At 66.1% G+C, this 18,929-nt stretch carries 27 protein-coding genes; 20 read left to right on the top strand and 7 right to left on the bottom strand.

Features of this window, described 5'->3' with window-relative positions; translation table 11 throughout:
- The 13 genes from AC07PA_RS30410 to AC07PA_RS30470 form a co-directional block, all read left to right on the top strand.
- A partial coding sequence (locus AC07PA_RS30410; protein WP_290575830.1) for an EF-Tu C-terminal domain-related protein occupies positions 1-79 on the top strand: 79 nt, incomplete at its 5' end.
- A gap of 27 nt (positions 80-106) precedes the next feature.
- Positions 107-418: a 30S ribosomal protein S10 gene (gene rpsJ, locus AC07PA_RS30415; protein WP_005796953.1), complete on the top strand. Its 312-nt coding sequence runs from the start codon at positions 107-109 to the stop codon at positions 416-418.
- A 247-nt stretch (positions 419-665) separates the two neighbouring features.
- Positions 666-1,340: a 50S ribosomal protein L3 gene (gene rplC / locus AC07PA_RS30420; protein ID WP_007847818.1), complete on the top strand. Its 675-nt coding sequence runs from the start codon at positions 666-668 to the stop codon at positions 1,338-1,340.
- Complete coding sequence (gene rplD, locus AC07PA_RS30425; RefSeq protein WP_007847817.1) at positions 1,340-1,960, top strand: 50S ribosomal protein L4; 621 nt, start codon at positions 1,340-1,342, stop codon at positions 1,958-1,960. Before rplC ends, rplD begins: the two co-directional genes overlap by 1 nt.
- Positions 1,957-2,271 carry a 50S ribosomal protein L23 gene (gene rplW, locus AC07PA_RS30430; RefSeq protein WP_007847815.1) on the top strand — a complete coding sequence of 105 codons (315 nt, stop codon included), beginning with the start codon at positions 1,957-1,959 and terminating at the stop codon, positions 2,269-2,271. The genes rplD and rplW overlap by 4 nt, the downstream gene beginning before the upstream one ends.
- 2 nt (positions 2,272-2,273) lie before the next feature.
- Positions 2,274-3,098, top strand: coding sequence for a 50S ribosomal protein L2 (rplB, locus tag AC07PA_RS30435; protein WP_007847814.1), 825 nt, complete (start codon positions 2,274-2,276; stop codon positions 3,096-3,098).
- A gap of 10 nt (positions 3,099-3,108) precedes the next feature.
- Positions 3,109-3,387 carry a 30S ribosomal protein S19 gene (rpsS, locus tag AC07PA_RS30440; protein WP_007847809.1) on the top strand — a complete coding sequence of 93 codons (279 nt, stop codon included), beginning with the start codon at positions 3,109-3,111 and terminating at the stop codon, positions 3,385-3,387.
- Positions 3,388-3,396: 9 nt separating this feature from the next.
- Entirely contained in the window at positions 3,397-3,729 is a 333-nt protein-coding gene (gene rplV, locus AC07PA_RS30445; RefSeq protein WP_007847806.1) for a 50S ribosomal protein L22, read from the top strand.
- 14 nt (positions 3,730-3,743) lie between these two features.
- Positions 3,744-4,628: a 30S ribosomal protein S3 gene (rpsC, locus tag AC07PA_RS30450; protein WP_007847801.1), complete on the top strand. Its 885-nt coding sequence runs from the start codon at positions 3,744-3,746 to the stop codon at positions 4,626-4,628.
- A gap of 2 nt (positions 4,629-4,630) precedes the next feature.
- Positions 4,631-5,047 (top strand): 50S ribosomal protein L16, encoded by a 417-nt coding sequence (gene rplP, locus AC07PA_RS30455; RefSeq protein WP_007847799.1) that lies wholly within the window; start codon positions 4,631-4,633, stop codon positions 5,045-5,047.
- A gap of 16 nt (positions 5,048-5,063) precedes the next feature.
- Positions 5,064-5,258, top strand: coding sequence for a 50S ribosomal protein L29 (gene rpmC, locus AC07PA_RS30460; protein WP_007847797.1), 195 nt, complete (start codon positions 5,064-5,066; stop codon positions 5,256-5,258).
- Between the two features lie 9 nt (positions 5,259-5,267).
- Entirely contained in the window at positions 5,268-5,537 is a 270-nt protein-coding gene (gene rpsQ, locus AC07PA_RS30465; protein ID WP_007847796.1) for a 30S ribosomal protein S17, read from the top strand.
- Between the two features lie 136 nt (positions 5,538-5,673).
- Entirely contained in the window at positions 5,674-6,180 is a 507-nt protein-coding gene (locus tag AC07PA_RS30470) for a peroxiredoxin (RefSeq protein WP_007847795.1), read from the top strand.
- A gap of 2 nt (positions 6,181-6,182) precedes the next feature.
- Here the strand turns inward: AC07PA_RS30470 and AC07PA_RS30475 are convergent, their stop codons facing one another.
- From AC07PA_RS30475 to AC07PA_RS30485, 3 genes are all read right to left on the bottom strand, one after another.
- A complete protein-coding gene (locus AC07PA_RS30475; protein WP_494655412.1) occupies positions 6,183-7,868 on the bottom strand; it encodes a reverse transcriptase family protein in 1,686 nt (561 codons plus the stop codon).
- Positions 7,869-8,048: 180 nt separating this feature from the next.
- Positions 8,049-8,540, bottom strand: a complete 492-nt coding sequence (locus tag AC07PA_RS30480) for a GNAT family N-acetyltransferase (RefSeq protein ID WP_145699455.1) — start codon at positions 8,538-8,540, stop codon at positions 8,049-8,051.
- A 68-nt stretch (positions 8,541-8,608) separates the two neighbouring features.
- A complete protein-coding gene (locus tag AC07PA_RS30485; RefSeq protein WP_494610269.1) occupies positions 8,609-9,283 on the bottom strand; it encodes a cytochrome b/b6 domain-containing protein in 675 nt (224 codons plus the stop codon).
- A gap of 167 nt (positions 9,284-9,450) precedes the next feature.
- On the opposite strand from AC07PA_RS30485, the gene AC07PA_RS30490 reads away from it, so the two are divergent.
- A complete protein-coding gene (locus tag AC07PA_RS30490; protein WP_007847785.1) occupies positions 9,451-9,906 on the top strand; it encodes a c-type cytochrome in 456 nt (151 codons plus the stop codon).
- A gap of 86 nt (positions 9,907-9,992) precedes the next feature.
- On the opposite strand, the gene AC07PA_RS30495 is transcribed toward AC07PA_RS30490, so the two are convergent.
- Positions 9,993-10,496 carry a TlpA disulfide reductase family protein gene (locus AC07PA_RS30495; RefSeq protein ID WP_494610270.1) on the bottom strand — a complete coding sequence of 168 codons (504 nt, stop codon included), beginning with the start codon at positions 10,494-10,496 and terminating at the stop codon, positions 9,993-9,995.
- 168 nt (positions 10,497-10,664) lie between these two features.
- Here AC07PA_RS30495 and AC07PA_RS30500 point away from each other — a divergent pair, with 168 nt between their 5' ends.
- Genes AC07PA_RS30500 through AC07PA_RS30525 form a run of 6 tightly spaced genes read left to right on the top strand, consistent with a single transcriptional unit; the run spans position 10,665 to position 16,253 of the window.
- Positions 10,665-11,201, top strand: coding sequence for a hypothetical protein (locus AC07PA_RS30500; protein ID WP_494610271.1), 537 nt, complete (start codon positions 10,665-10,667; stop codon positions 11,199-11,201).
- Positions 11,198-12,448: an MFS transporter gene (locus AC07PA_RS30505; RefSeq protein WP_494610272.1), complete on the top strand. Its 1,251-nt coding sequence runs from the start codon at positions 11,198-11,200 to the stop codon at positions 12,446-12,448. The genes AC07PA_RS30500 and AC07PA_RS30505 overlap by 4 nt, the downstream gene beginning before the upstream one ends.
- Complete coding sequence (locus AC07PA_RS30510; protein WP_007847776.1) at positions 12,445-12,894, top strand: PTS sugar transporter subunit IIA; 450 nt, start codon at positions 12,445-12,447, stop codon at positions 12,892-12,894. Before AC07PA_RS30505 ends, AC07PA_RS30510 begins: the two co-directional genes overlap by 4 nt.
- Entirely contained in the window at positions 12,863-13,132 is a 270-nt protein-coding gene (locus tag AC07PA_RS30515) for an HPr family phosphocarrier protein (RefSeq protein WP_007847774.1), read from the top strand. Before AC07PA_RS30510 ends, AC07PA_RS30515 begins: the two co-directional genes overlap by 32 nt.
- 42 nt (positions 13,133-13,174) lie before the next feature.
- The gene (gene ptsP / locus AC07PA_RS30520) at positions 13,175-14,932 is read left to right on the top strand and encodes a phosphoenolpyruvate--protein phosphotransferase (RefSeq protein WP_007847773.1); all 1,758 of its coding nucleotides are present in this window, start codon (positions 13,175-13,177) and stop codon (positions 14,930-14,932) included.
- Positions 14,933-14,987: 55 nt separating this feature from the next.
- Complete coding sequence (locus AC07PA_RS30525) at positions 14,988-16,253, top strand: MFS transporter (protein WP_494610273.1); 1,266 nt, start codon at positions 14,988-14,990, stop codon at positions 16,251-16,253.
- A 29-nt stretch (positions 16,254-16,282) separates the two neighbouring features.
- Here the strand turns inward: AC07PA_RS30525 and AC07PA_RS30530 are convergent, their stop codons facing one another.
- The 3 genes from AC07PA_RS30530 to lipA form a co-directional block, all read right to left on the bottom strand.
- Entirely contained in the window at positions 16,283-17,116 is an 834-nt protein-coding gene (locus AC07PA_RS30530) for a DMT family transporter (protein ID WP_007847767.1), read from the bottom strand.
- Positions 17,117-17,193: 77 nt separating this feature from the next.
- Complete coding sequence (locus tag AC07PA_RS30535; RefSeq protein ID WP_494610274.1) at positions 17,194-17,904, bottom strand: helix-turn-helix transcriptional regulator; 711 nt, start codon at positions 17,902-17,904, stop codon at positions 17,194-17,196.
- Positions 17,905-17,942: 38 nt separating this feature from the next.
- Entirely contained in the window at positions 17,943-18,923 is a 981-nt protein-coding gene (lipA, locus tag AC07PA_RS30540; RefSeq protein ID WP_007847763.1) for a lipoyl synthase, read from the bottom strand.
- Positions 18,924-18,929 lie beyond the last annotated feature (6 nt).

The raw sequence follows: 18,929 nt of genomic DNA on the forward strand, positions 1-18,929 counted from the left end.
GGAAGAAGGCCTGCGCTTCGCCATCCGTGAAGGCGGTCGTACCGTCGGCGCCGGCGTCGTGGCCAAGATCATCGCCTGATCGATCCAATAACAAGAAGGAACTGACATGTCCAAGCAAAAGATCCGCATCCGCCTGAAGGCGTTTGACTACAAGCTGATCGACCAGTCCGCTGCCGAGATCGTTGACACCGCCAAGCGCACCGGCGCCATCGTCAAGGGCCCCGTGCCCCTGCCGACGCGCATGAAGCGCTTCGACATCCTGCGCTCGCCGCACGTCAACAAGACCAGCCGCGACCAGCTCGAAATCCGCACGCACCAGCGTCTGATGGACATCGTGGACCCCACCGACAAGACAGTTGACGCCCTGATGAAGCTCGACCTGCCAGCCGGCGTGGACGTCGAGATCAAGCTGCAGTAATGATCCCTTCCTGGCGGGCCTGCCCGCCAGGTTTTGGTCTCGTATAACGCGAACTTGCTTGCAAAAGCAGTTCGCGTTATACTTTAGGGCTTCGCTTTATTTGCGTGCGCTTTTGTGCATGCGGATTCATAGGTGCACCTTGCCCAGGCAAGGTGCGCGGGCGAAGTTTTAATAACCCTCTTTCATGCACGCGAGTGCAACGCCGCAGCCAATTGAAGTTGCGGCGGTGGAAGTTTTGGAGAAACAAATGAGTCTGAGCAACTCCCTCGGGTTGCTGGGTCGCAAGGTGGGCATGATGCGTCTGTTCACCGATGACGGGGACGCAGTGCCTGTCACGGTGGTGGATGTGTCCAACAACCGCGTAACCCAGATCAAAACCCAAGAGAACGATGGCTACGTGGCCCTGCAGGTCACGTTCGGTTCGCGCAAAGCATCGCGTGTGACCAAGCCAGAAGCCGGCCACCTTGCCAAGGCAGGTGTCGAAGCCGGTGAAATCATCCAGGAATTCCGCGTGACCGCCGATACCGCTGCCCAGTACCAAGCTGGCGCATCGGTGGCTGTGACGTCCGTGTTCTCCGTGGGTCAAAAGGTCGACGTGCAAGGCACCTCGATCGGTAAAGGCTACGCCGGTACCATCAAGCGCCACAACATGAGCTCGCAACGCGCGTCGCACGGTAACAGCCGTTCGCACAACGTTCCCGGCTCCATCGGTATGGCGCAGGATCCAGGCCGTGTGTTCCCTGGCAAGCGGATGACGGGCCACCTCGGCGATGTCACCAAGACCACGCAGAACCTCGATGTGATCCGCATCGACGAAGCGCGTCAACTGCTCTTGATCAAGGGCGCTATTCCGGGCTCCAAGGGTGGGTTCGTGACGGTGCGTCCAGCGATCAAGGCCAAAGCCTCCAAAGGAGCGAACTAATGCAGCTCGAACTCCTGAATGACCAAGGCCAGGGCGCATCCAAGCTGGATGTTCCTGAAACCGTGTTCGGTCGTGAATACAACGAAGATCTGGTGCACCAGATCGTGGTGGCTTACCAAGCCAACGCACGCCAAGGCACTCGCGCTCAGAAGGACCGCGAGCAAGTCCGTCACTCGACCAAGAAGCCTTTCAAGCAAAAGGGTACGGGTAACGCACGTGCAGGTATGACCTCGTCGCCACTGTGGCGCGGGGGCGGTCGGATTTTCCCGAACCTGCCAGAAGAAAACTTCACGCAAAAGATCAACAAGAAGATGTACCGCGCCGGCATGTCTGCGATCCTGTCGCAGCTGGCCCGCGAAGGCCGTCTGGCGGTGGTCGACTCCCTGAAGCTTGACTCGCCCAAGACCAAGGTCCTGGCCGACAAGTTCAAGGCGATGAACCTGCAATCGGTGATGGTGATCTCCGAGGAAGTGGACGAAAACCTGTATCTGGCTTCGCGCAACCTGGTGAACGTGCTCGTCGTCGAGCCCCGTTACGCAGATCCCGTGTCGCTGGTCCGTTTCAAGAAAGTGCTCGTCACCAAGGGTGCAATCGACAAACTCAAGGAGATGTTCGCATGAGCACACTCAAGTTTGACGAAGGTCGTCTGATGCAAGTGCTGGTCGCTCCCATCGTGTCCGAAAAGGCCACCATGGTTGCCGAGAAGTCCAATGCTGTGACGTTCAAGGTGCTGCAGAACGCTACCAAGCCAGAAATCAAGGCCGCTGTGGAATTGATGTTCAAGGTCGAGGTCAAGGGCGTTTCCGTGGTGAACACCAAAGGCAAGACCAAGCGCTTCGGCAAGACCGTGGGCCGCCGCGACAACGTTCGCAAGGCATACGTCACGCTGCAGCCAGGTCAAGAGCTGAACCTGTCTGGGGAGGCTGCTTAATCATGGCCGTTATCAAGATGAAACCCACTTCGCCCGGCCAACGTGCCGTGGTGAAGGTCACGCGTGACCACCTGTACAAGGGTGAAGCGTACGCCCCCCTGCTGGAACCCCAGTTCCAGAAGGCCGGCCGTAACAACAACGGTCACATCACCACCCGCCACAAGGGCGGTGGTCACAAGCACCACTACCGTGTGGTGGACTTCAAGCGCAACAAGGACGGCATTCCGGCCAAGGTTGAGCGCATCGAGTACGACCCGAACCGTACGGCCCACATCGCTCTGGTGTGCTATGCCGACGGCGAGCGCCGCTACATCATCGCTCCCCGCAACCTGGAAGTGGGCGCAACCCTGCTGTCCGGTTCGGAAGCGCCGATCCGCGCTGGCAACACGCTGCCTATCCGCAACATCCCCGTGGGTTCGACCATCCACTGCATCGAGCTCAAGCCCGGTGCCGGTGCGCAGATCGCCCGCTCGGCTGGTGCTTCGGCAACCCTGCTGGCCCGCGAAGGCACCTACGCCCAAGTGCGCATGCGCTCGGGTGAAGTGCGCAAGATCCACATCGAATGCCGCGCCACCATTGGCGAAGTGGCCAACGAAGAACACAGCCTGCGCCAACTGGGCAAGGCCGGTGTGAAGCGCTGGATGGGTATTCGTCCTACGGTTCGCGGCGTGGCCATGAACCCGGTGGATCACCCTCACGGTGGTGGCGAAGGCCGCACCGGCGAAGGCCGCCATGCAGTCGATCCTTGGGGCAATCTGACCAAGGGTTATCGCACCCGTAACAACAAGCGCACACAGATCATGATCGTGTCGCGTCGCAAGAAGTAAGGGGTAACAGATGACTCGCTCTCTCAAAAAGGGTCCATTTGTTGACCATCACTTGCTGGCCAAGGTCGAAAAGGCCGTTGCCACCAAGGATAAGAAGCCAGTGAAGACCTGGTCGCGCCGCTCCATGGTTCTGCCCGATTTCATCGGTCTGACCATCGCCGTGCACAACGGCAAGCAGCACGTACCTGTGTACGTTACCGACCAGATGGTGGGCCACAAGCTGGGCGAATTCGCCCTGACGCGCACCTTCAAGGGCCACCCCGCGGACAAAAAAGTCCAGAAGAAATAAGGAACGACCATGTCTGAAACACGTGCAGTCCTCCGGGGCGTCCGTCTGTCGGTCGACAAAGGCCGTCTGGTCGCTGATCTGATCCGCGGCAAGAAGGTGGATCAGGCTCTGAACATCCTGAACTTCACGCAGAAAAAAGCTGCGGGAATCGTCAAGAAGGTTCTGGAGTCCGCCATCGCCAACGCTGAGCACAACGACGGCGCCGACATCGACGAACTGAAGGTCAAGACCATCTACGTCGAACAAGGCACCACGCTCAAGCGCTTCACCGCGCGCGCCAAAGGCCGCGGCAACCGCATCAGCAAGCCCACGTGCCATGTGTACGTGACGGTTGGCAACTAAAGGCTCGGAAGACTATGGGACAAAAAATCCATCCTACCGGCTTCCGCCTTGCGGTCAGCCGCAACTGGTCCAGCCGTTGGTACGCCAGCAACCGCGACTTCGCGGGCATGCTGGCCGAAGACATCAAGGTGCGCGAGTACCTGAAGGCCAAGCTGAAGAACGCCGCCGTGTCGCGCATCCTGATCGAGCGCCCCGCCAAGAACGCCCGCATCACCATTTACTCGGCACGTCCGGGCGTGGTGATCGGCAAGAAGGGTGAAGATATCGAGAACCTCAAGAAGGAACTCGCTGCTCGCCTGGGCGTGCCCGTCGCAGTGAACATCGAAGAAGTGCGCAAGCCCGAAATCGATGCCAAGCTGATCGCCGACAGCATCACGCAACAGCTCGAAAAGCGGATCATGTTCCGCCGCGCCATGAAGCGCGCCATGCAGAACGCCATGCGTCTGGGTGCCCAGGGCATCAAGATCATGTCGTCCGGCCGTCTGAACGGTATCGAAATCGCTCGCTGCGAGTGGTACCGTGAAGGCCGCGTGCCACTTCACACGCTGCGCGCCGACATCGACTACGGCACCTCCGAAGCCAAGACCACCTACGGTGTGATCGGCGTCAAGGTCTGGGTCTACAAGGGCGATACGCTGGGTCGTAACGACCTGCCTGCCGTGGAAACCCCACGTCCAGACGAAGAACGCCGCCCACGCGGTCCACGCCGTGATGGCCGCCCAGGTGGCGACCGTCCAGGTGCTGGCCGTGGAGGCCCACGTCGTCCAGCCGGTGTGAACACCGGCCCGGCCGACGGCAGCGACAAGCCAGCGGAAGCTGGTGGCGCTGATAACACCGCCGTTAAGCGCGTACGCAAAGTCGCCGCGCCCGCTACAGCAGCGGACGGAAAAGGAGAATAAGTATGCTGCAACCTGCTCGCCGCAAATACCGCAAGGAGCAAAAGGGCCGTAACACTGGTGTTGCAACGCGGGGTGCCTCCGTTGCTTTCGGTGATTTCGGTCTGAAGTGCACCGACCGTGGCCGTCTGACGGCCCGCCAGATCGAGGCTGCACGCCGTGCAATCTCCCGTCACGTGAAGCGTGGCGGCCGCATCTGGATCCGCGTGTTCCCGGACAAGCCAATCTCTACCAAGCCCGCAGAAGTGCGTATGGGTAACGGTAAGGGCAACCCCGAGTACTACGTGGCCGAAATCCAGCCCGGCAAGATCGTCTTCGAGATCGTCGGCGTGCCCGAAGAACTGGCCCGTGAAGCGTTCCGCCTGGCTGCCGCCAAGCTGCCGCTGCGCACCACGTTCGTCAGCCGCCACATTGGCTCGTAATTCAGGAGAACAAGCAATGAAGACTACTGAACTGCGCCAAAAAGACGTTGCCGGCATCGAAAGCGAAATCAAGGCTCTGCAGAAGGCCCACTTCGGCCTGCGCATGCAGAAGGCGACCCAGCAGTTGGCCAACACCAACACGCTGCGTACCACCCGCCGCGACATCGCCCGTGCAAAAACCATCCTTGCTGAAAAGCAAGCCGCCAAGTAAGGAGCCGACATGACGGAAGCTAAAAAATCCCTCAAGCGCACCTTGATTGGCAAGGTGGTCAGCGACAAGCGCCAAAAGACCGTGACCGTGCTGATCGAGCGCCGTGTGAAGCACGAGCTCTACGGCAAGATCGTGGGCAAGTCGAGCAAGTACCACGCCCATGATGAAAATGGCGAGTACAAGCTGGGCGACGTGATCGAAATCACCGAGAGCCGTCCGCTCTCCAAGACCAAGAACTGGGTTGCCACCCGCTTGGTGCAAAAGGCCGGCCTGCTCTAAGCCCTCCCGGCTTGTTGGCAGCACTGCCCTCCAAAACGACCCACAATGTGGGTCGTTTTGCTTTTGGGGGTCGCATTTTGTGTGCGGCGCCCGGGGCATGCGGATACATACCTACCAACAACCCTAGGAGAGATCAATGATCAAAGTCGGTGACACCCTGCCTGCCAGCACCCTGATGGAATACTCGGAAGTCGAGGGCGAGGGCTGCTCCATTGGCCCGAACCCCGTGCCGGTGGACAAGGCTACGGCAGGCAAGACCATTGCGCTGTTCGCGCTGCCCGGCGCCTTCACGCCCACCTGCTCGGCCAAGCATGTGCCCGGCTACCTGGAAAAGGCCGCCGAGTTCAAGGCGGCGGGCGTCGATGAAATCTGGTGCGTGAGCGTGAACGACGCGTTCGTGATGGGCGCCTGGGCGCGCGACCAGAAGACCGACGGCAAGGTGCGCATGCTCGGTGACGGCGACGCCACCTTCGCCAAGGCCACTGGCCTGACGCTGGACCTCAACGGCAAGGGCCTGGGCCTGCGCAGCAACCGCTACTCGATGCTGGTGCGCGACGGCAAGGTCGTCACCCTCAACATCGAAGCCCCGGGCAAGTTCGAAGTCAGCGACGCGGCGACCCTGCTGGCCCAGGCCAAGGCCTGATTTCAGCCCTTCGCCGCCAGCCCGCTGTCCATCGACCCGAAGCGGATCGCGGCGAGCAAGCGTTGCAACTTTGCAGTGCGCGCTGGTGCCAGCCATTGGCTGGCCCAGCGGATTTCCCCCTCCAACCGCGCGCGCTCGCCCGCATCCACCTGCGCCTGCTGTGCCAGCCGGTGCAGCCGTGCCTTGAGCGTGTCGAACTGCACTCGGCTGTAGTTGGCGCGCTGGTTGACCACCAGGCCGGTGACAAACTGGCGCTGGTGGGCGGGCATCACCCGGGTCTTGTCGGCCCGCAAGGCAAAGCCTTCGTCCTGTGCAATCGCCGCGACCCAGGCGCGCAGCGCAATGAACTGGCGCCGCAGCATGTCGGGACCGGAAAAGACCAGGTCGTCGGCATAGCGCGTGTAGTTCGCGCCAAACCGTTGCGCGAGCGCCTGCAGCCTCACATCGAGCCCAAAGGCGCACAGGTTGGCCAGTGCCGGCGACGTGGGCGCACCCTGGGGCAAATGGGGCCGGGCCAGGCGCTGGGCGGTGGCGCGGCGCTGCGCAATGGACGTCGGCAGCTCGGGCATGGATTCCAGCAGCCGATCCCGCACCCCCGCCGGGGTGCGCGCGGTGGTCAGTTGGGTGAGCAGTTCGGCGGCGGCGCGTCCGTGGCCCAGGGCGCGCCACAGGGCCCGCACGCGCGTGGCGTGAATCTGCGTGAAGAAGTCCGCCAGATCGAAGCGGATGACCACGGCTTGGCCGGTGTGAATGCGTGCGTGGCTGCCCACGCTGCGGCCGCGAACAAATCCGTGCGCAGCTTCATGGGTGGGGATGTTCGCCAGCAGCGTGTACAGGATGCGCCGCTGCGCGTGCACCAGGCGCGGGCGCGGGGACTCGAGCAGGCGCAGGCCACCGCTGGGCTTGGGCAGCAGCCTGTAGCGGTAGTGCGACGCAGGAAGGGAATGGCCTTCGGAGTGCCGCTCACGCCAGAAGGCGCCTTGGGGCGCAAGCCACAACAGATCCTCCACCGAAACAGCCAGGACCTGGGCCACATCGGTGGCTGTCGCCAGGACCGGCACTGTGGTGCCGCGGTCCATCCAGGCGGGCAGGGTCCCCGCTCCGGCGGGGCGCAGCAGCCAACGCCGTGGCACGGCGCTGCGTGCCGTCGCGGTCCAGATGCGAAATGCCTGGCCCAGGCGCGGTGCCGTCCAATCGGTGGGCGGCAGGCCGGGCAGGATGTCATCGCCTTCACCATCGCCGTCGGGTTCGGCGATGTCTTCGTCATCGCCATCCCAGGCCGATGCGCCATCTTCCACCCCAGCCCCGGAAGGCTCCGTTCCCCAGCGCAGACCTGCGCTGCGCCACCAACGGCCCCAACAGAGCCAGGCGGCCACATCTTCCGGTTCCCACCGCGCCCACTCCGGGGACGACATCGCGGACAGGCGCTGCAACTGTTCCAGCAGAAAGGCAGGGAGGGGAGAGCCTGCAGCAGGCTCCAGTCCCAGGCTGGCCTGTACCCGCGCGACCAAGGCCTGGGGCGTGCGGTGCTCGGGTGTCTGCGCGTCGGCCAGCACGGCCATCGCGATCGCCTTGGCCAGCACGCGGGAGCGGACGGGTGTCTTCACGGCGTATTGGCGGGGATGGGCGGCTGTGGGATGGAGGTGGCCTGGCACCAACCTGCGGGTCGGGCGCGAACTGGGCGCCACGGGTGGCGGGTGGTTCGCGCGCCGCGAAGCGTGCTTGTCGGATACACCGTGGGGCTACCCCACGGCCCGAACCTTCAGTGGTTCAGAATGCTTGGCACCAGGCCGCAGGCATTCTCTCGTTGCTATCAAAAACAGGGCAACGAACGATGGCCCAACAGGTGCAGTGGAACACCATCGACCTCAGGAGATGTCCACCTTGAGGTAGTGCGAGCCCGCAATGGGGTTGTGGTAGTAGGGCGGGATCTCCTCGAAGCCCAGGTCGGTGTAGAGGGCCCGGGCCGACTCCATGCCATCGAGCGTATCGAGCAGCACGCAGGCATAGCCCGCGCGGCGCGCCTGGTCCAGCATGGCCTCGGCCAGTTCGCGGCCCAGGCCGAACCCCCGAAAGGCCTTGCGCACGTACAGGCGCTTCATCTCGCTGGCGTTGGGATAGTCGGCGGCATCCAGCGGACGCAGGGCGCAGCAGCCCGCAATGGCCCCCTCCACCATGGCCAGCAGCAAGTGGCCGCGCGGTGCGGCATAGTCGCCGGGCAACCGGGCCAGCTCGGTCTCGAAATCCTGGAACGCCAGGTCCACGTTCAGGGTGCCGGCGTATTCCCGGAAGATGTCGCGCACCGCCTCCATCTCGGCGGCGGACGACGGATTCAGCAGGGTGACGGCAGGCTTGTCCAAGGCGGAAATTCAGGGGCTGGGGAAGGGGCAGTGTAGCGGCTCGACCCGGGCACGCCGGGAACAGGCGCTCAGAACGCGGCTGCCCCGAGGGTCGACACCCACCAGGCCAGACCCGCGCCCAGGGCCAGGGCCACCACCGCCGCGATGCGGCTGGCCAGGTCGTCACGCGAAGGCGCCACGGGCTGGGGCAGCTCCTTGTCGCCGTGCAGCATGGGCCGCACCAGCCGGTGCTTGCGCACCACCACGTAGAAGACGATGGCCAGCAGGTGCAGCGCGACCAGGCCCAGCACCAGGTACTGGCCGATCTCCTTGTGGTAACCCGTGGCCTGGCCCACGACCGCGTTGGAGACAAAGCGGGTCAGCGGTCCTGAAAAGGCGATCTCATCGTCGCTGAGCAGGCCGGTGCCCACCTGCGCGGCCAGCACGGCCAGCAGGGCGAAGACCGAGAGCGCGCCCAGCGGGCTGTGGCCCACCGCGTCCTCGGGGTGACCGGCGCCGCGCAGGTAGCGCACCAGGCGGGCAGGCGAGTACAGGAAGGCGCCAAAGCGCGACCAGTGCCCGCCCACCAGGCCCCAGACCAGCCGAAAGACCAGCAGCGCCAGCACCACATAGCCCAGGCGCAGGTGCCAGACCATGGCATTGCCGCCCACCTTGGCCGTCACCACCAGGGCGATCACGCTGGCGGCCAGGGTCCAGTGGAAGAGGCGGGTGGGCAGATCCCAGATGCGGACGGTGTGTGTCATGGTCGTGCTCCGGCGCTTGCCGTGTCGTGGGGGTGTTCTTGGCCGCATTGTGCGCGAGATGGCCGGCGTCGCCAACGCGCATCGACAGACATGCCAAAACCGCCGCAAAGCGGCATACTGGCGTCGGCTGGTTGGTTTTTGCTCCCCACGATAAAAGGAAATATCCGATGAAAACCCTCGCTGTAGTCGCCTTTGCCGCGGCCGTCACCATGCTGTCGGCGCCCGCATCTGCCCAGTTCGCCAAGCCCGAAGACGCCATCAAGTACCGCCAGAGTGCGCTGTTCGTGATGGGCCAGCACTTCGGCCGCCTGGGCGCCATGGCCAATGGCCGCATTCCCTTCGACGCCAAGGCGGCGCAGGAAAATGCGGACATCGTCGCCGAGATGGCCAAGTTGCCTTGGGCCGGCTTTGGCGCCGGCACCGACAAGGGGGCGCCCACCAAGGCCCTGCCCGAGATCTGGGCCCAGCAGGCCAAGTTCAAGGAGCACTCGGACAAGCTCGAGGCCGATACCGTCAAGCTGGCGGCGGCTGCGAAGACCGGCAACCTCGACAACCTCAAGACCGCCTTCGGTGCCACGGCCAACAGCTGCAAGGCCTGCCACGACAACTACCGCGCCAAGTGATCCGGCCGCCTCGGCGGTGGTCCCCAAGGCAAAAAGCCTCTTCCGGGTGGAAGAGGCTTTTTTTCATGGCGCGGTGGCTGGTGGGATCAGGTCTCCGCCAGCAATTTCTCGATCAGCTGGTGCAGTTCGGGGAAATTGGGTGCCCCGACATAGGTCTTGACGATCTCGCCACGCTTGTTGACGATGAAGGTCGAGGGCGTGAGCCGCACGTCGCCCCAGGCCTGGGCCACGGCGCCGGTGTTGTCGATGGCCACCTTGAAGGGCAGCTTGCGCGTTTCGGCAAAGTTCACCACGTAGCTCGGCGGGTCGTAGCTCATGGCCACGGCCAGCGTATCGAAGCCCTTGGGCTGGTACTTCTTGTAGGTGGCGACGATCTCGGGCATCTCGGCCACGCAGGTGGTGCAGCTCGTGGCCCAGAAGTTCACCAGCGTCACCTTGCCGCGCAGGTCGGCCGTCGACTGGCGCGAGCCGTCGAGCAGCACGAAGGTGGACTCGGGCGCCGCAGAGCGGCCCGTGTCCAGGTACACGTAGGCACCCACGGCGGCAAAAGCCACCACCGCTGCACCTGCTGCCCACTGCTTGATACCCATGGCGTCATTCCATCCCGAAAGTGCGGGCACCAGCCCGCACGGTATTGTGCCGGACAAGGCTCCCGCCTGCCGGCGGCCTGTCCTTCCGTATGGACTGCGGGGCCGCGCAAAAGTTCTCCTTCCCGTTCGCCGTGCACCAAAAAGGCGAGCACTGCCGATAATGGGTCCATGAACTGGACACTGACCGGCGCTGCCAGCGCCCTCCTGGGACTGGCCGCATGCAGCCCGGCACTCAACTGGCGCACCGTGGCCCTGCCCGAGGCTGCTCTCACCATCACGCTGCCCTGCAAGCCCGACCATGCCACGCGCAAGGTGGAGCTGGCGGGCACGCCGGTCGACCTGTCCATGGTGGGCTGCGAAGCCGATGGAGCGACCTTCGCCGTGTCCTACGCCACGCTGGCCGATCCCGCGCAGGTGGGCGTGGCACTCACGCACTGGCGGTCCGCCATGCTGGCGCGCCTGGGCGGCGCCCAGGCCCAGGCCACCGATGCCCCATTTGCCCCGCGCAACGCCTTGCCACTGCCCCAATCGGTGCGCACCGCGGCGCAGGGGCGGGCGGCCGATGGGCAGGCCGTCACCGCCCAGGCGGTCTGGTTTGCCCGCCCCGTGGGGCCGCAGATGCGGCTGTACCACGCCGTGGTCTATGCGCCCAAGCCGCGTCCGGAGGTGGCCGATACCTTCTTCGCCGGGCTGGTGCTGCCATGAGCGCCGGTGTGCTGCCACGGCGCATGGCCGTCATCGTCTTCCTCGCGTTCGCCTTCGCGTATTTCTTGTCGGCGCTGCTGCGCGCCGTCACGGCCACGCTGGCGCCCACCCTGTCGCAGGAATTCACCCTGCACGCCAGCGACCTGGGCCTGCTCGCGGGCGGCTATTTCCTGGGGTTCTCCGCCACGCAACTGCCGCTGGGCACCTGGCTGGACCGGCACGGCCCGCAGAAGGTGCTGCTTGGCTTTTTGGGCGTGGCCGTCGCCGGTTGCCTGGTGTTCTCGATGGCCACGGGCTTTTCGGGCCTGCTCGCGGGGCGCGTGCTCTGCGGTGCCGGGGTGAGCGCCTGCCTGATGGCGCCGCTCACCGGCTACCGCCGCTGGTTCGACCCGACTGCGCAGATGCGCGCCAACTCCTGGATGCTGATGACCGGTTCGCTGGGCATGGTGGCCTCCACCCTGCCGGTGCAGTGGGCCCTGCCGCTGGTGGGCTGGCGCCCGCTGTTCTGGGGGCTGGCCGTGCTGATCGGCGTGGCCATGGTGGGCATTGCGCTGTGGGTGCCGCGCTGGCATGCGGCGGTGCCCGCGGCAGGAGCGGCTGCGCCGCCAGCTGCCCCGGGCGGCTATGGCGTGGTCTGGCGCCATCCCTACTTCCAGCGCATGGCGCCATTGGGTTTCTTCGTCTATGGCGGCATGGTGGCCATGCAGACCCTGTGGGCGGGGCCCTGGATGCAGCAGGTGGCCGGTTACACCGCGTTCGAGTCGGCCATCGGCCTGTTCTGGATCAACGTCTCCATGCTGTGCACCTTCTGGACCTGGGGCATGGTCAACCCCTTGTTGCTGCGCCGCGGCCTCGGGGCCGACCGGCTCATCCTTGCGGGCCTGCCGCTGTCCCTGCTCATCCTGCTGGCGATCATCGTCGCCGGGCCGGCGGCGGGGGGCGCGGCCTGGGCGCTGTTCTGTGTCTCGTGCACTTTCGTATCGCTGTCGCAGCCGGCGGTGGGCATGGCTTTTCCACAGGCATTGGCGGGGCGTGCGCTGTCGGCCTTCAACCTGGTGATCTTTGCCGGCGTGTTCGTGGTGCAATGGGGCATTGGCCTGGCCGTGGATGCCTTTGCGGCCGCAGGCCTGTCGACGACCGAATCGTTCCGGGCGGCCATGGGGGTTTTCCTGGCCTGCAACACCGGGGCCTACCTGTGGTTTGCCCGGGCCCAGCGCCATAATGTGCTCCAAACCTCTGTCCCATGAGCACCAGCATCCTCCTCATCGCCCATGCCCCCCTGGCCCATGCCCTGCGCGAATGCGCATTGCATGTGTTCGCCGACTGTGGCGACAGCGTGGCCGCACTGGATGTGCAGCCCAACGAGCGGCCCGAAGAAACGCTGGCCCAGGCGCAGATCCTGCTGGACCAGCTGGGCGCCGACTCCACCCTGGTGCTGACCGACGTGTTCGGCGCCACGCCCTGCAACGTGGCGCAGCGCCTGGTCGATGGTGTGCGCTCGCGCCTGGTGACAGGGGTCAATCTTCCGATGCTGCTGCGTGCCGTGAGCTACCGTGCAGAGCCCCTGGACTCGGTCGTCACCCGTGCGGTGGTGGGCGGTACGCAAGGGGTGATGCAGGTGGCCATCGCCGCGCCGCAGAACCAGTCCCGACGCAACCGACATGATCAAGACTCGTACGACCATCAGCAATAAACTGGGCCTGCATGCCCGCGCCTCGGCCAAGCTCACCAAGCTGGCAGGCAGCTTTCCCTGTGACGTTTTCATGAGCCGCGGCGACCGCCGCATCAATGCCAAGAGCATCATGGGGGTCATGATGCTGGCCGCCGGCATCGGCACCGAGGTCGAGATCGAAACCAACGGCGATCGCGAGCAGGAGGCCATGGATGGGCTGCTGGCGCTGATTGCGGACAAGTTCGGCGAAGGCGAATAAACGCGCCATGGCTGACATGGCTGAAGAAGAAAGGGGTTTCCGATGACCTTCGCCGTCCACGGTCTGGCGGTGGCACGCGGCATTGCCATCGGCCGTGCCGTGCTCGTGGCTTCGAGCCGCGTGGACGTGGCCCACTACTTCATCCAGCCCGAACAGATACCGGCCGAGATCGAGCGTGTGCGCCAGGGCCGCAATGCGGTGGTCGAGGAGCTGCAGCGCCTGCAGACCGACATGCCGGCCGACGCGCCGCACGAGCTCACCGCGCTGCTCGACGTGCACCTGATGCTGCTGCAGGACGAGGCCCTCACGGGGGGCGTCAAGCACTGGATCACCGAGCGCCTGTACAACGCAGAGTGGGCGCTCACCACCCAGTTCGAGGTGATCGCGCGCCAGTTCGACGAGATGGAGGACGAGTACCTGCGCGAGCGCAAGGCCGACCTGGAACAGGTGGTCGAGCGCATCCTGCGCTACATGAAGGGCGTGGCCAGTCCCGTGGCACCGCCCGCCAGCAGCCCGCGCCGCAAGACCCAGCAGGACCTGCTGCTCGACGACACGGTGGACGTGCCCCTGGTGCTGGTGGCGCACGACCTGTCGCCGGCCGACATGCTGCAGTTCAAGCAGAGCGTGTTCGCCGGCTTCGTGACCGACGTGGGCGGCAAGACCTCGCACACCGCCATCGTCGCGCGCAGCATGGACATCCCGGCCGTGGTCGGCGCCCGCGCGGCCAGCCAACTGGTGCGCCAGGACGACTGGGTCATCATCGACGGTGATGCTGGCGTGATCATCGTCGACCCTTCGCCCATCATCCTGGCCGAGTACGGCTTTCGCCAGCGCCAGACGGAGCTCGAGCGCGAGCGCCTGTCGCGCCTGCGGCACACCCCGGCCGTCACCATCGACGGCCACCGCATCGAACTGCTGGCCAACATCGAGCAGCCCGGCGATGCCGTGGGGGCCGTGCGCGCCGGTGCCGTGGGTGTGGGCCTGTTTCGCAGCGAGTTCCTGTTCATGGGCCGCACCGGCAACCTGCCAGGCGAGGACGAGCAGTACCGCGCCTACCGCGAGGCGCTCGACGGCATGCAGGGCCTGCCGGTCACCATCCGCACCATCGACGTGGGGGCCGACAAGCCGCTGGACAGCAAGGTCCACAAGGACACGCACCTGAACCCCGCGCTCGGCCTGCGTGCCATCCGCTGGAGCCTGGCCGACCCGGCCATGTTCCGCACCCAGCTGCGGGCCGTGCTGCGTGCGGCGGCGCATGGCAAGGTGAACCTGCTGTTCCCTATGCTGGCGCACACCAACGAGATCCGCCAGACCCTGGCCCAGGTGGACCTGGCGCGCGCCGAGCTCGATGCCCGGGGCGAGCCCTACGGCCCGATCCAGCTGGGGGCCATGATCGAGGTGCCGGCCGCGGCGCTGATGGTGCGCACCTTCCTGCGCTATTTCGACTTCCTGTCCATCGGCACCAACGACCTGATCCAGTACACCCTGGCCATCGACCGGGCCGACGAGGCCGTGGCGCATCTCTACGACCCGGTGCACCCGGCCGTGCTGCGCCTGGTGGCCGACGTGATCGCCGAGGGCGAGCGCCAGGGCAAGAGCGTCTGCGTCTGCGGCGAGACCGCGGGCGACGTGACCATGACGCGGTTGCTGCTGGGCCTGGGCCTGCGCAGCTTTTCCATGCACCCGGCGCAGATCCTGGCCGTCAAGCAGGAGATCCTGCGCGCCGACACGCGCAAGCTCGTGCCCTGGGCGCAGCAGGTGCTGGACGGTGAAGAACCTGCGGCGCTGCTGGCATCCTAGAAAACTCTCGAATCAATAGCTGCCAGCGCTCGCTGGAAAAGCGCTGGAGGTCGATTTGGCCCATATCCCGGTAGCAGTCCCTGCAGACGCGTCCCTCATCGACTCGCGCCAGGCCTTCCAGCGCCTCTTGGTCACCCTGGGCCTGGTGGTGCTGGGCAACAGCAGCATGTACGTGGTGTCGGTCGTGCTCCCGGCCGTGCAGAGCGAGTTCGGCATCGGCCGTGCGAGCGCCTCGCTGCCCTACACCCTGATGATGGTCTGCCTGGGCCTGGGCGGCCTGTTCACGGGCCGGCTGGCCGACCGCCATGGCCTCACGCCCGTGCTCTGGCTGGGGGCGCTGGCCGTGCTGGGCGGCTTCGTCGGTGCGGCCTTTTCCGGCAGCATCTGGGCCTTCGGCCTGGCGCATGCGGTGATGGGCTTCATCGGCAGCTCGGCCACGTTCGCGCCCTTGCTGGCCGACACGGCGCTGTGGTGGAACCGCCGGCGTGGCATTGCGGTGGCGGTCTGCGCCAGCGGCAACTATGTGGCGGGCGCGGTCTGGCCGCCCATCGTGCAGTACGGCATCGACACCATCGGCTGGAGGCCGACCTACATGGCGCTGGGCGTGGTTTGCGGCCTGGGCATGCTCGCGCTGTCGCTGCGCATGCGCCAACGCCCGCCGGCCATCCAGGCCGCGGCGGCTGGCGCCCAGGCGGCCGCCGTGGACCACGCACGTCCCTTCGGCCTCGCGCCGGGCGCCGCGATGGCGCTGCTGTGCGTGGCCGGTGTGGCGTGCTGCGTGGCCATGGCCATGCCGCAGGTCCACATCGTGGCCTACTGCACCGATCTGGGCTTCGGTGCCGCCCAGGGCGCGCAGATGCTGTCGCTCATGCTGGCCTGCGGCATCGTGAGCCGGCTGGTCTTCGGGCTGATCTGTGACCGCATCGGCGGCATCCGCACCCTGCTGCTGGGGTCTGCGCTGCAGGGCATCGCCCTGCTGCTGTTCCTGCCCTATGACGGCCTGGTCCCGCTGTATGTGATCTCGGCACTGTTCGGCCTGTTCCAGGGCGGCATCGTGCCGACCTACGCCATCATCGTGCGCGAGCACTTCGCGCCCGCGCGGGCGAGCGCATTGGTGGGTGCCGCCATCATGGCCACGCTCGTCGGCATGGCGCTGGGCGGCTGGCTGTCGGGCTTCATCTTCGACCTCACCGGCAGCTACCACGCCGCCTTCCTCAACGGCATTGGCTGGAACCTGCTGAACCTGTCCATCACCGGCTGGCTCTTCCTGCGCTTGCGCAGGGCGCAAATGGCTCCCAGGGTGTCCGCGGGGGCGGCTTGAGCTGTTGGCGCTTGCGGGGTGTTCTTTCTCTACTTCGCCCGCATGCCCAGGATGGCCGCACTGATGATCATGGCCGTGGCCAGCGCGATGCTGGCGCTGAACGCGCGGCCGCTCACCACGATCAGCAAGGCGGTCGAGGCCAGGGGCGTGATGTAGCTCAGGATGCCGATGTGCCGGGCATCGCCGAGCTTGAGCGCCTTGTCCCACAGGAAGAACGAAGCACCCAGCGGCCCCAGGCCCAGCACGGCCAGCAGCATCCAGTCGCGCGGCGCCAGGGTGGCCGCGGGCTCCAGCGCCACGTGGCACAACAGCGAGAGCACGCCCGAGACCAGGCCGAAGAGCCCTATGGCCGTGGTCGGAAAGGCCGCCACGCGCTTGGTCATGAGCGAATAGGTGGCCCAGATCAACGCCGCTGCGAAGGCCGGCAGGTAGCCCCAGGCCAGGGTGCCGCTGAGCTCGCGGCCGCCCACGATGGCAATCGCCGCGCCGCCGAAGCCCAGCAGTGCCGCTAGCACGTGCGGCCAGCGCAGTGACACGCCAGGCAACAGCACGGGTGCGAGCACCACGATGAACAGCGGCCACAGGTAGTTGACCAGGTTGGCCTCCACCGGTGGCGCGTGGCGCAGCGCGATGAACAGGAGAAAGTGGTAGGCGAACAGCCCGTACACGCCCAGGGCCAGCGTGCGCAGCGGAATGCGCCACTGCGACGGGTCGCGCAGCACGAAGGGCCAGGCCGGCACGCTGCCGATGATCAGCGCCACCCCGGTCAGCAGGAAGGGCGGCACATGGGTCAGCGACACGCCCAGCGAGGCGAGGGAAGCCCACAGCGCAATGGCGCCCAGGGCATAGAGATTGGCTTGCATGCGGCCACTGTAAGCGCGCCGGGCATCGCGCAACGACGGAGCGTCGTCGCCATCCCCCGGTCGTGGAGCCGGGCCGGTCAGCCGCGGCGCAGGGCCGCCGTGAGGGCCGAAGGTGAGCGGTAGCCCGTGCGCCGCGCCACCTCGGCCACAGCCATGCCACCCGAGCGCAGCAAGCGGGCGTGTTCGAGCCGCTGGCTGCGCAGCCAGGCCATCGCGCCCTGGCCTTGTTCCTCGCGGCAACGCGCGGCGAACTGGCTGGGGCTCAGGTGCACTTGCCGGGCGATATCGGCCACCGACAGCGACCGGTGCCATTGCAGTGCGGCCCAGGCGCGCAGCGCGGGCCAGTCGATGGCGCGGCGGCGTGCGGTGGCGTCCACCGGGTTCGGCGTCCGGGAGGCGGGGGAGGGGGGCAGCCAGGCCTCCAGCAGCAGCGCGGGCCCGTGGGCCTGGGCCAGGGGGCGGCCCTGCTGCAGGGCGCTGGCGAGGTAGCGGGCCAGGGTCAGCGCCGGGGGCGGCGGGGCGCTCTGCAATGCCGGGGCGGTGCAGTGCGTCCAGCCCATGTCGCTGCTGTCCAGCACCAGGCACAGGCTGCCACCGGTGGCCTCGAAATCGTGGTGCGCGCCCGGTGCGATGACGCAGCCGCCGCCGGTGGCCACGCGCATGCCGCGTCCATCGATCTCCAGCTCCAGCGCGCCGGCCAGGCCCAGCAGCACCTGGAAGTGGTCATGGCTGTGGCTGCCGGGGGAGGGGCCATACCGGCGCAGCGAGAGCGAGCCGGCGGTGTCCATGGGCAGGAGGGCAGGGCGCGTGGGCGGCGCAGCAGGTCTTACACGCCGGCGGCGTGGGCCTGCTGGTCGGCGTGGTAGCTGCTGCGCACCATGGCACCCACGGCGGCGTGGCTGAAGCCCATCTTGTAGGCCTCTTCCTCGAACATCTTGAAGGTGTCGGGGTGCACATAGCGGCGCACCGGCAGGTGGCTGTTGCTGGGCGACAGGTACTGGCCGATGGTCAGCATGTCGATGTCGTGTGCGCGCATGTCGCGCATCACCTGCAGGATTTCTTCGTCCGTCTCGCCCAGACCGACCATGATGCCGCTCTTGGTCGGCACCTTGGGGTGCAGGGCCTTGAACTTCTTGAGCAGGTTCAGGCTGAACTGGTAGTCCGAACCCGGGCGCGCTTCCTTGTACAGGCGCGGCGCGGTTTCCAGGTTGTGGTTCATCACGTCGGGTGGCGCGGCCTTGAGGATCTCCAGCGCGCGGTCGTCGCGGCCGCGGAAGTCGGGCACCAGGATCTCGATCTGCGTGAGCGGCGAGAGCTCGCGGATGTTCTGGATGCACTCCACGAAGTGGCCGCTGCCGCCATCGCGCAGGTCATCGCGGTCGACGCTGGTGATCACCACGTACTTCAGACGCAGCTGGGCGATGGTGCGCGCCAGGTTCAGCGGCTCGTCCTTGTCCAGCGGGTCGGGGCGGCCGTGGCCCACGTCGCAGAACGGGCAGCGGCGCGTGCACTTGTCGCCCATGATCATGAAGGTGGCCGTGCCCTTGCCGAAGCATTCGCCGATGTTGGGGCAGGACGCCTCTTCGCACACCGTGTGCAGGTTGTTCTGGCGCAGGATGTCCTTGATCTCGTAGAAGCGCGTGGTGGGCGAGCCGGCCTTGACGCGGATCCACTCGGGCTTCTTGAGCACTTCGCCCTGTTCGACCTTGATCGGAATGCGCGACAGCTTGGCCGCGGCCTTCTGCTTGGCCAGCGGGTTGTAGGCTTCGATGGACTGCGCTTCGCGGACGACGTCGGTGGTGCTCATGGCTTG

The sequence above is a fragment of the Acidovorax sp. GW821-FHT09B03 genome, from assembly GCF_059418305.1.

Bases quoted from the DNA above. Each gene is read 5' to 3' on its own strand.
- rpsJ (WP_005796953.1), top strand. From the start codon at position 107: ATGTCCAAGCAAAAGATCCGCATCCGCCTGAAGGCGTTTGACTACAAG.
- rplC (WP_007847818.1), top strand. From the start codon at position 666: ATGAGTCTGAGCAACTCCCTCGGGTTGCTGGGTCGCAAGGTGGGCATG.
- rplD (WP_007847817.1), top strand. From the start codon at position 1,340: ATGCAGCTCGAACTCCTGAATGACCAAGGCCAGGGCGCATCCAAGCTG.
- rplW (WP_007847815.1), top strand. From the start codon at position 1,957: ATGAGCACACTCAAGTTTGACGAAGGTCGTCTGATGCAAGTGCTGGTC.
- rplB (WP_007847814.1), top strand. From the start codon at position 2,274: ATGGCCGTTATCAAGATGAAACCCACTTCGCCCGGCCAACGTGCCGTG.
- rpsS (WP_007847809.1), top strand. From the start codon at position 3,109: ATGACTCGCTCTCTCAAAAAGGGTCCATTTGTTGACCATCACTTGCTG.
- rplV (WP_007847806.1), top strand. From the start codon at position 3,397: ATGTCTGAAACACGTGCAGTCCTCCGGGGCGTCCGTCTGTCGGTCGAC.
- rpsC (WP_007847801.1), top strand. From the start codon at position 3,744: ATGGGACAAAAAATCCATCCTACCGGCTTCCGCCTTGCGGTCAGCCGC.
- rplP (WP_007847799.1), top strand. From the start codon at position 4,631: ATGCTGCAACCTGCTCGCCGCAAATACCGCAAGGAGCAAAAGGGCCGT.
- rpmC (WP_007847797.1), top strand. From the start codon at position 5,064: ATGAAGACTACTGAACTGCGCCAAAAAGACGTTGCCGGCATCGAAAGC.
- rpsQ (WP_007847796.1), top strand. From the start codon at position 5,268: ATGACGGAAGCTAAAAAATCCCTCAAGCGCACCTTGATTGGCAAGGTG.
- AC07PA_RS30470 (WP_007847795.1), top strand. From the start codon at position 5,674: ATGATCAAAGTCGGTGACACCCTGCCTGCCAGCACCCTGATGGAATAC.
- AC07PA_RS30485 (WP_494610269.1), bottom strand. From the start codon at position 9,283: ATGACACACACCGTCCGCATCTGGGATCTGCCCACCCGCCTCTTCCAC.
- AC07PA_RS30490 (WP_007847785.1), top strand. From the start codon at position 9,451: ATGAAAACCCTCGCTGTAGTCGCCTTTGCCGCGGCCGTCACCATGCTG.
- AC07PA_RS30495 (WP_494610270.1), bottom strand. From the start codon at position 10,496: ATGGGTATCAAGCAGTGGGCAGCAGGTGCAGCGGTGGTGGCTTTTGCC.
- AC07PA_RS30500 (WP_494610271.1), top strand. From the start codon at position 10,665: ATGAACTGGACACTGACCGGCGCTGCCAGCGCCCTCCTGGGACTGGCC.
- AC07PA_RS30505 (WP_494610272.1), top strand. From the start codon at position 11,198: ATGAGCGCCGGTGTGCTGCCACGGCGCATGGCCGTCATCGTCTTCCTC.
- AC07PA_RS30510 (WP_007847776.1), top strand. From the start codon at position 12,445: ATGAGCACCAGCATCCTCCTCATCGCCCATGCCCCCCTGGCCCATGCC.
- AC07PA_RS30515 (WP_007847774.1), top strand. From the start codon at position 12,863: ATGATCAAGACTCGTACGACCATCAGCAATAAACTGGGCCTGCATGCC.
- ptsP (WP_007847773.1), top strand. From the start codon at position 13,175: ATGACCTTCGCCGTCCACGGTCTGGCGGTGGCACGCGGCATTGCCATC.
- AC07PA_RS30530 (WP_007847767.1), bottom strand. From the start codon at position 17,116: ATGCAAGCCAATCTCTATGCCCTGGGCGCCATTGCGCTGTGGGCTTCC.
- AC07PA_RS30535 (WP_494610274.1), bottom strand. From the start codon at position 17,904: ATGGACACCGCCGGCTCGCTCTCGCTGCGCCGGTATGGCCCCTCCCCC.
- lipA (WP_007847763.1), bottom strand. From the start codon at position 18,923: ATGAGCACCACCGACGTCGTCCGCGAAGCGCAGTCCATCGAAGCCTAC.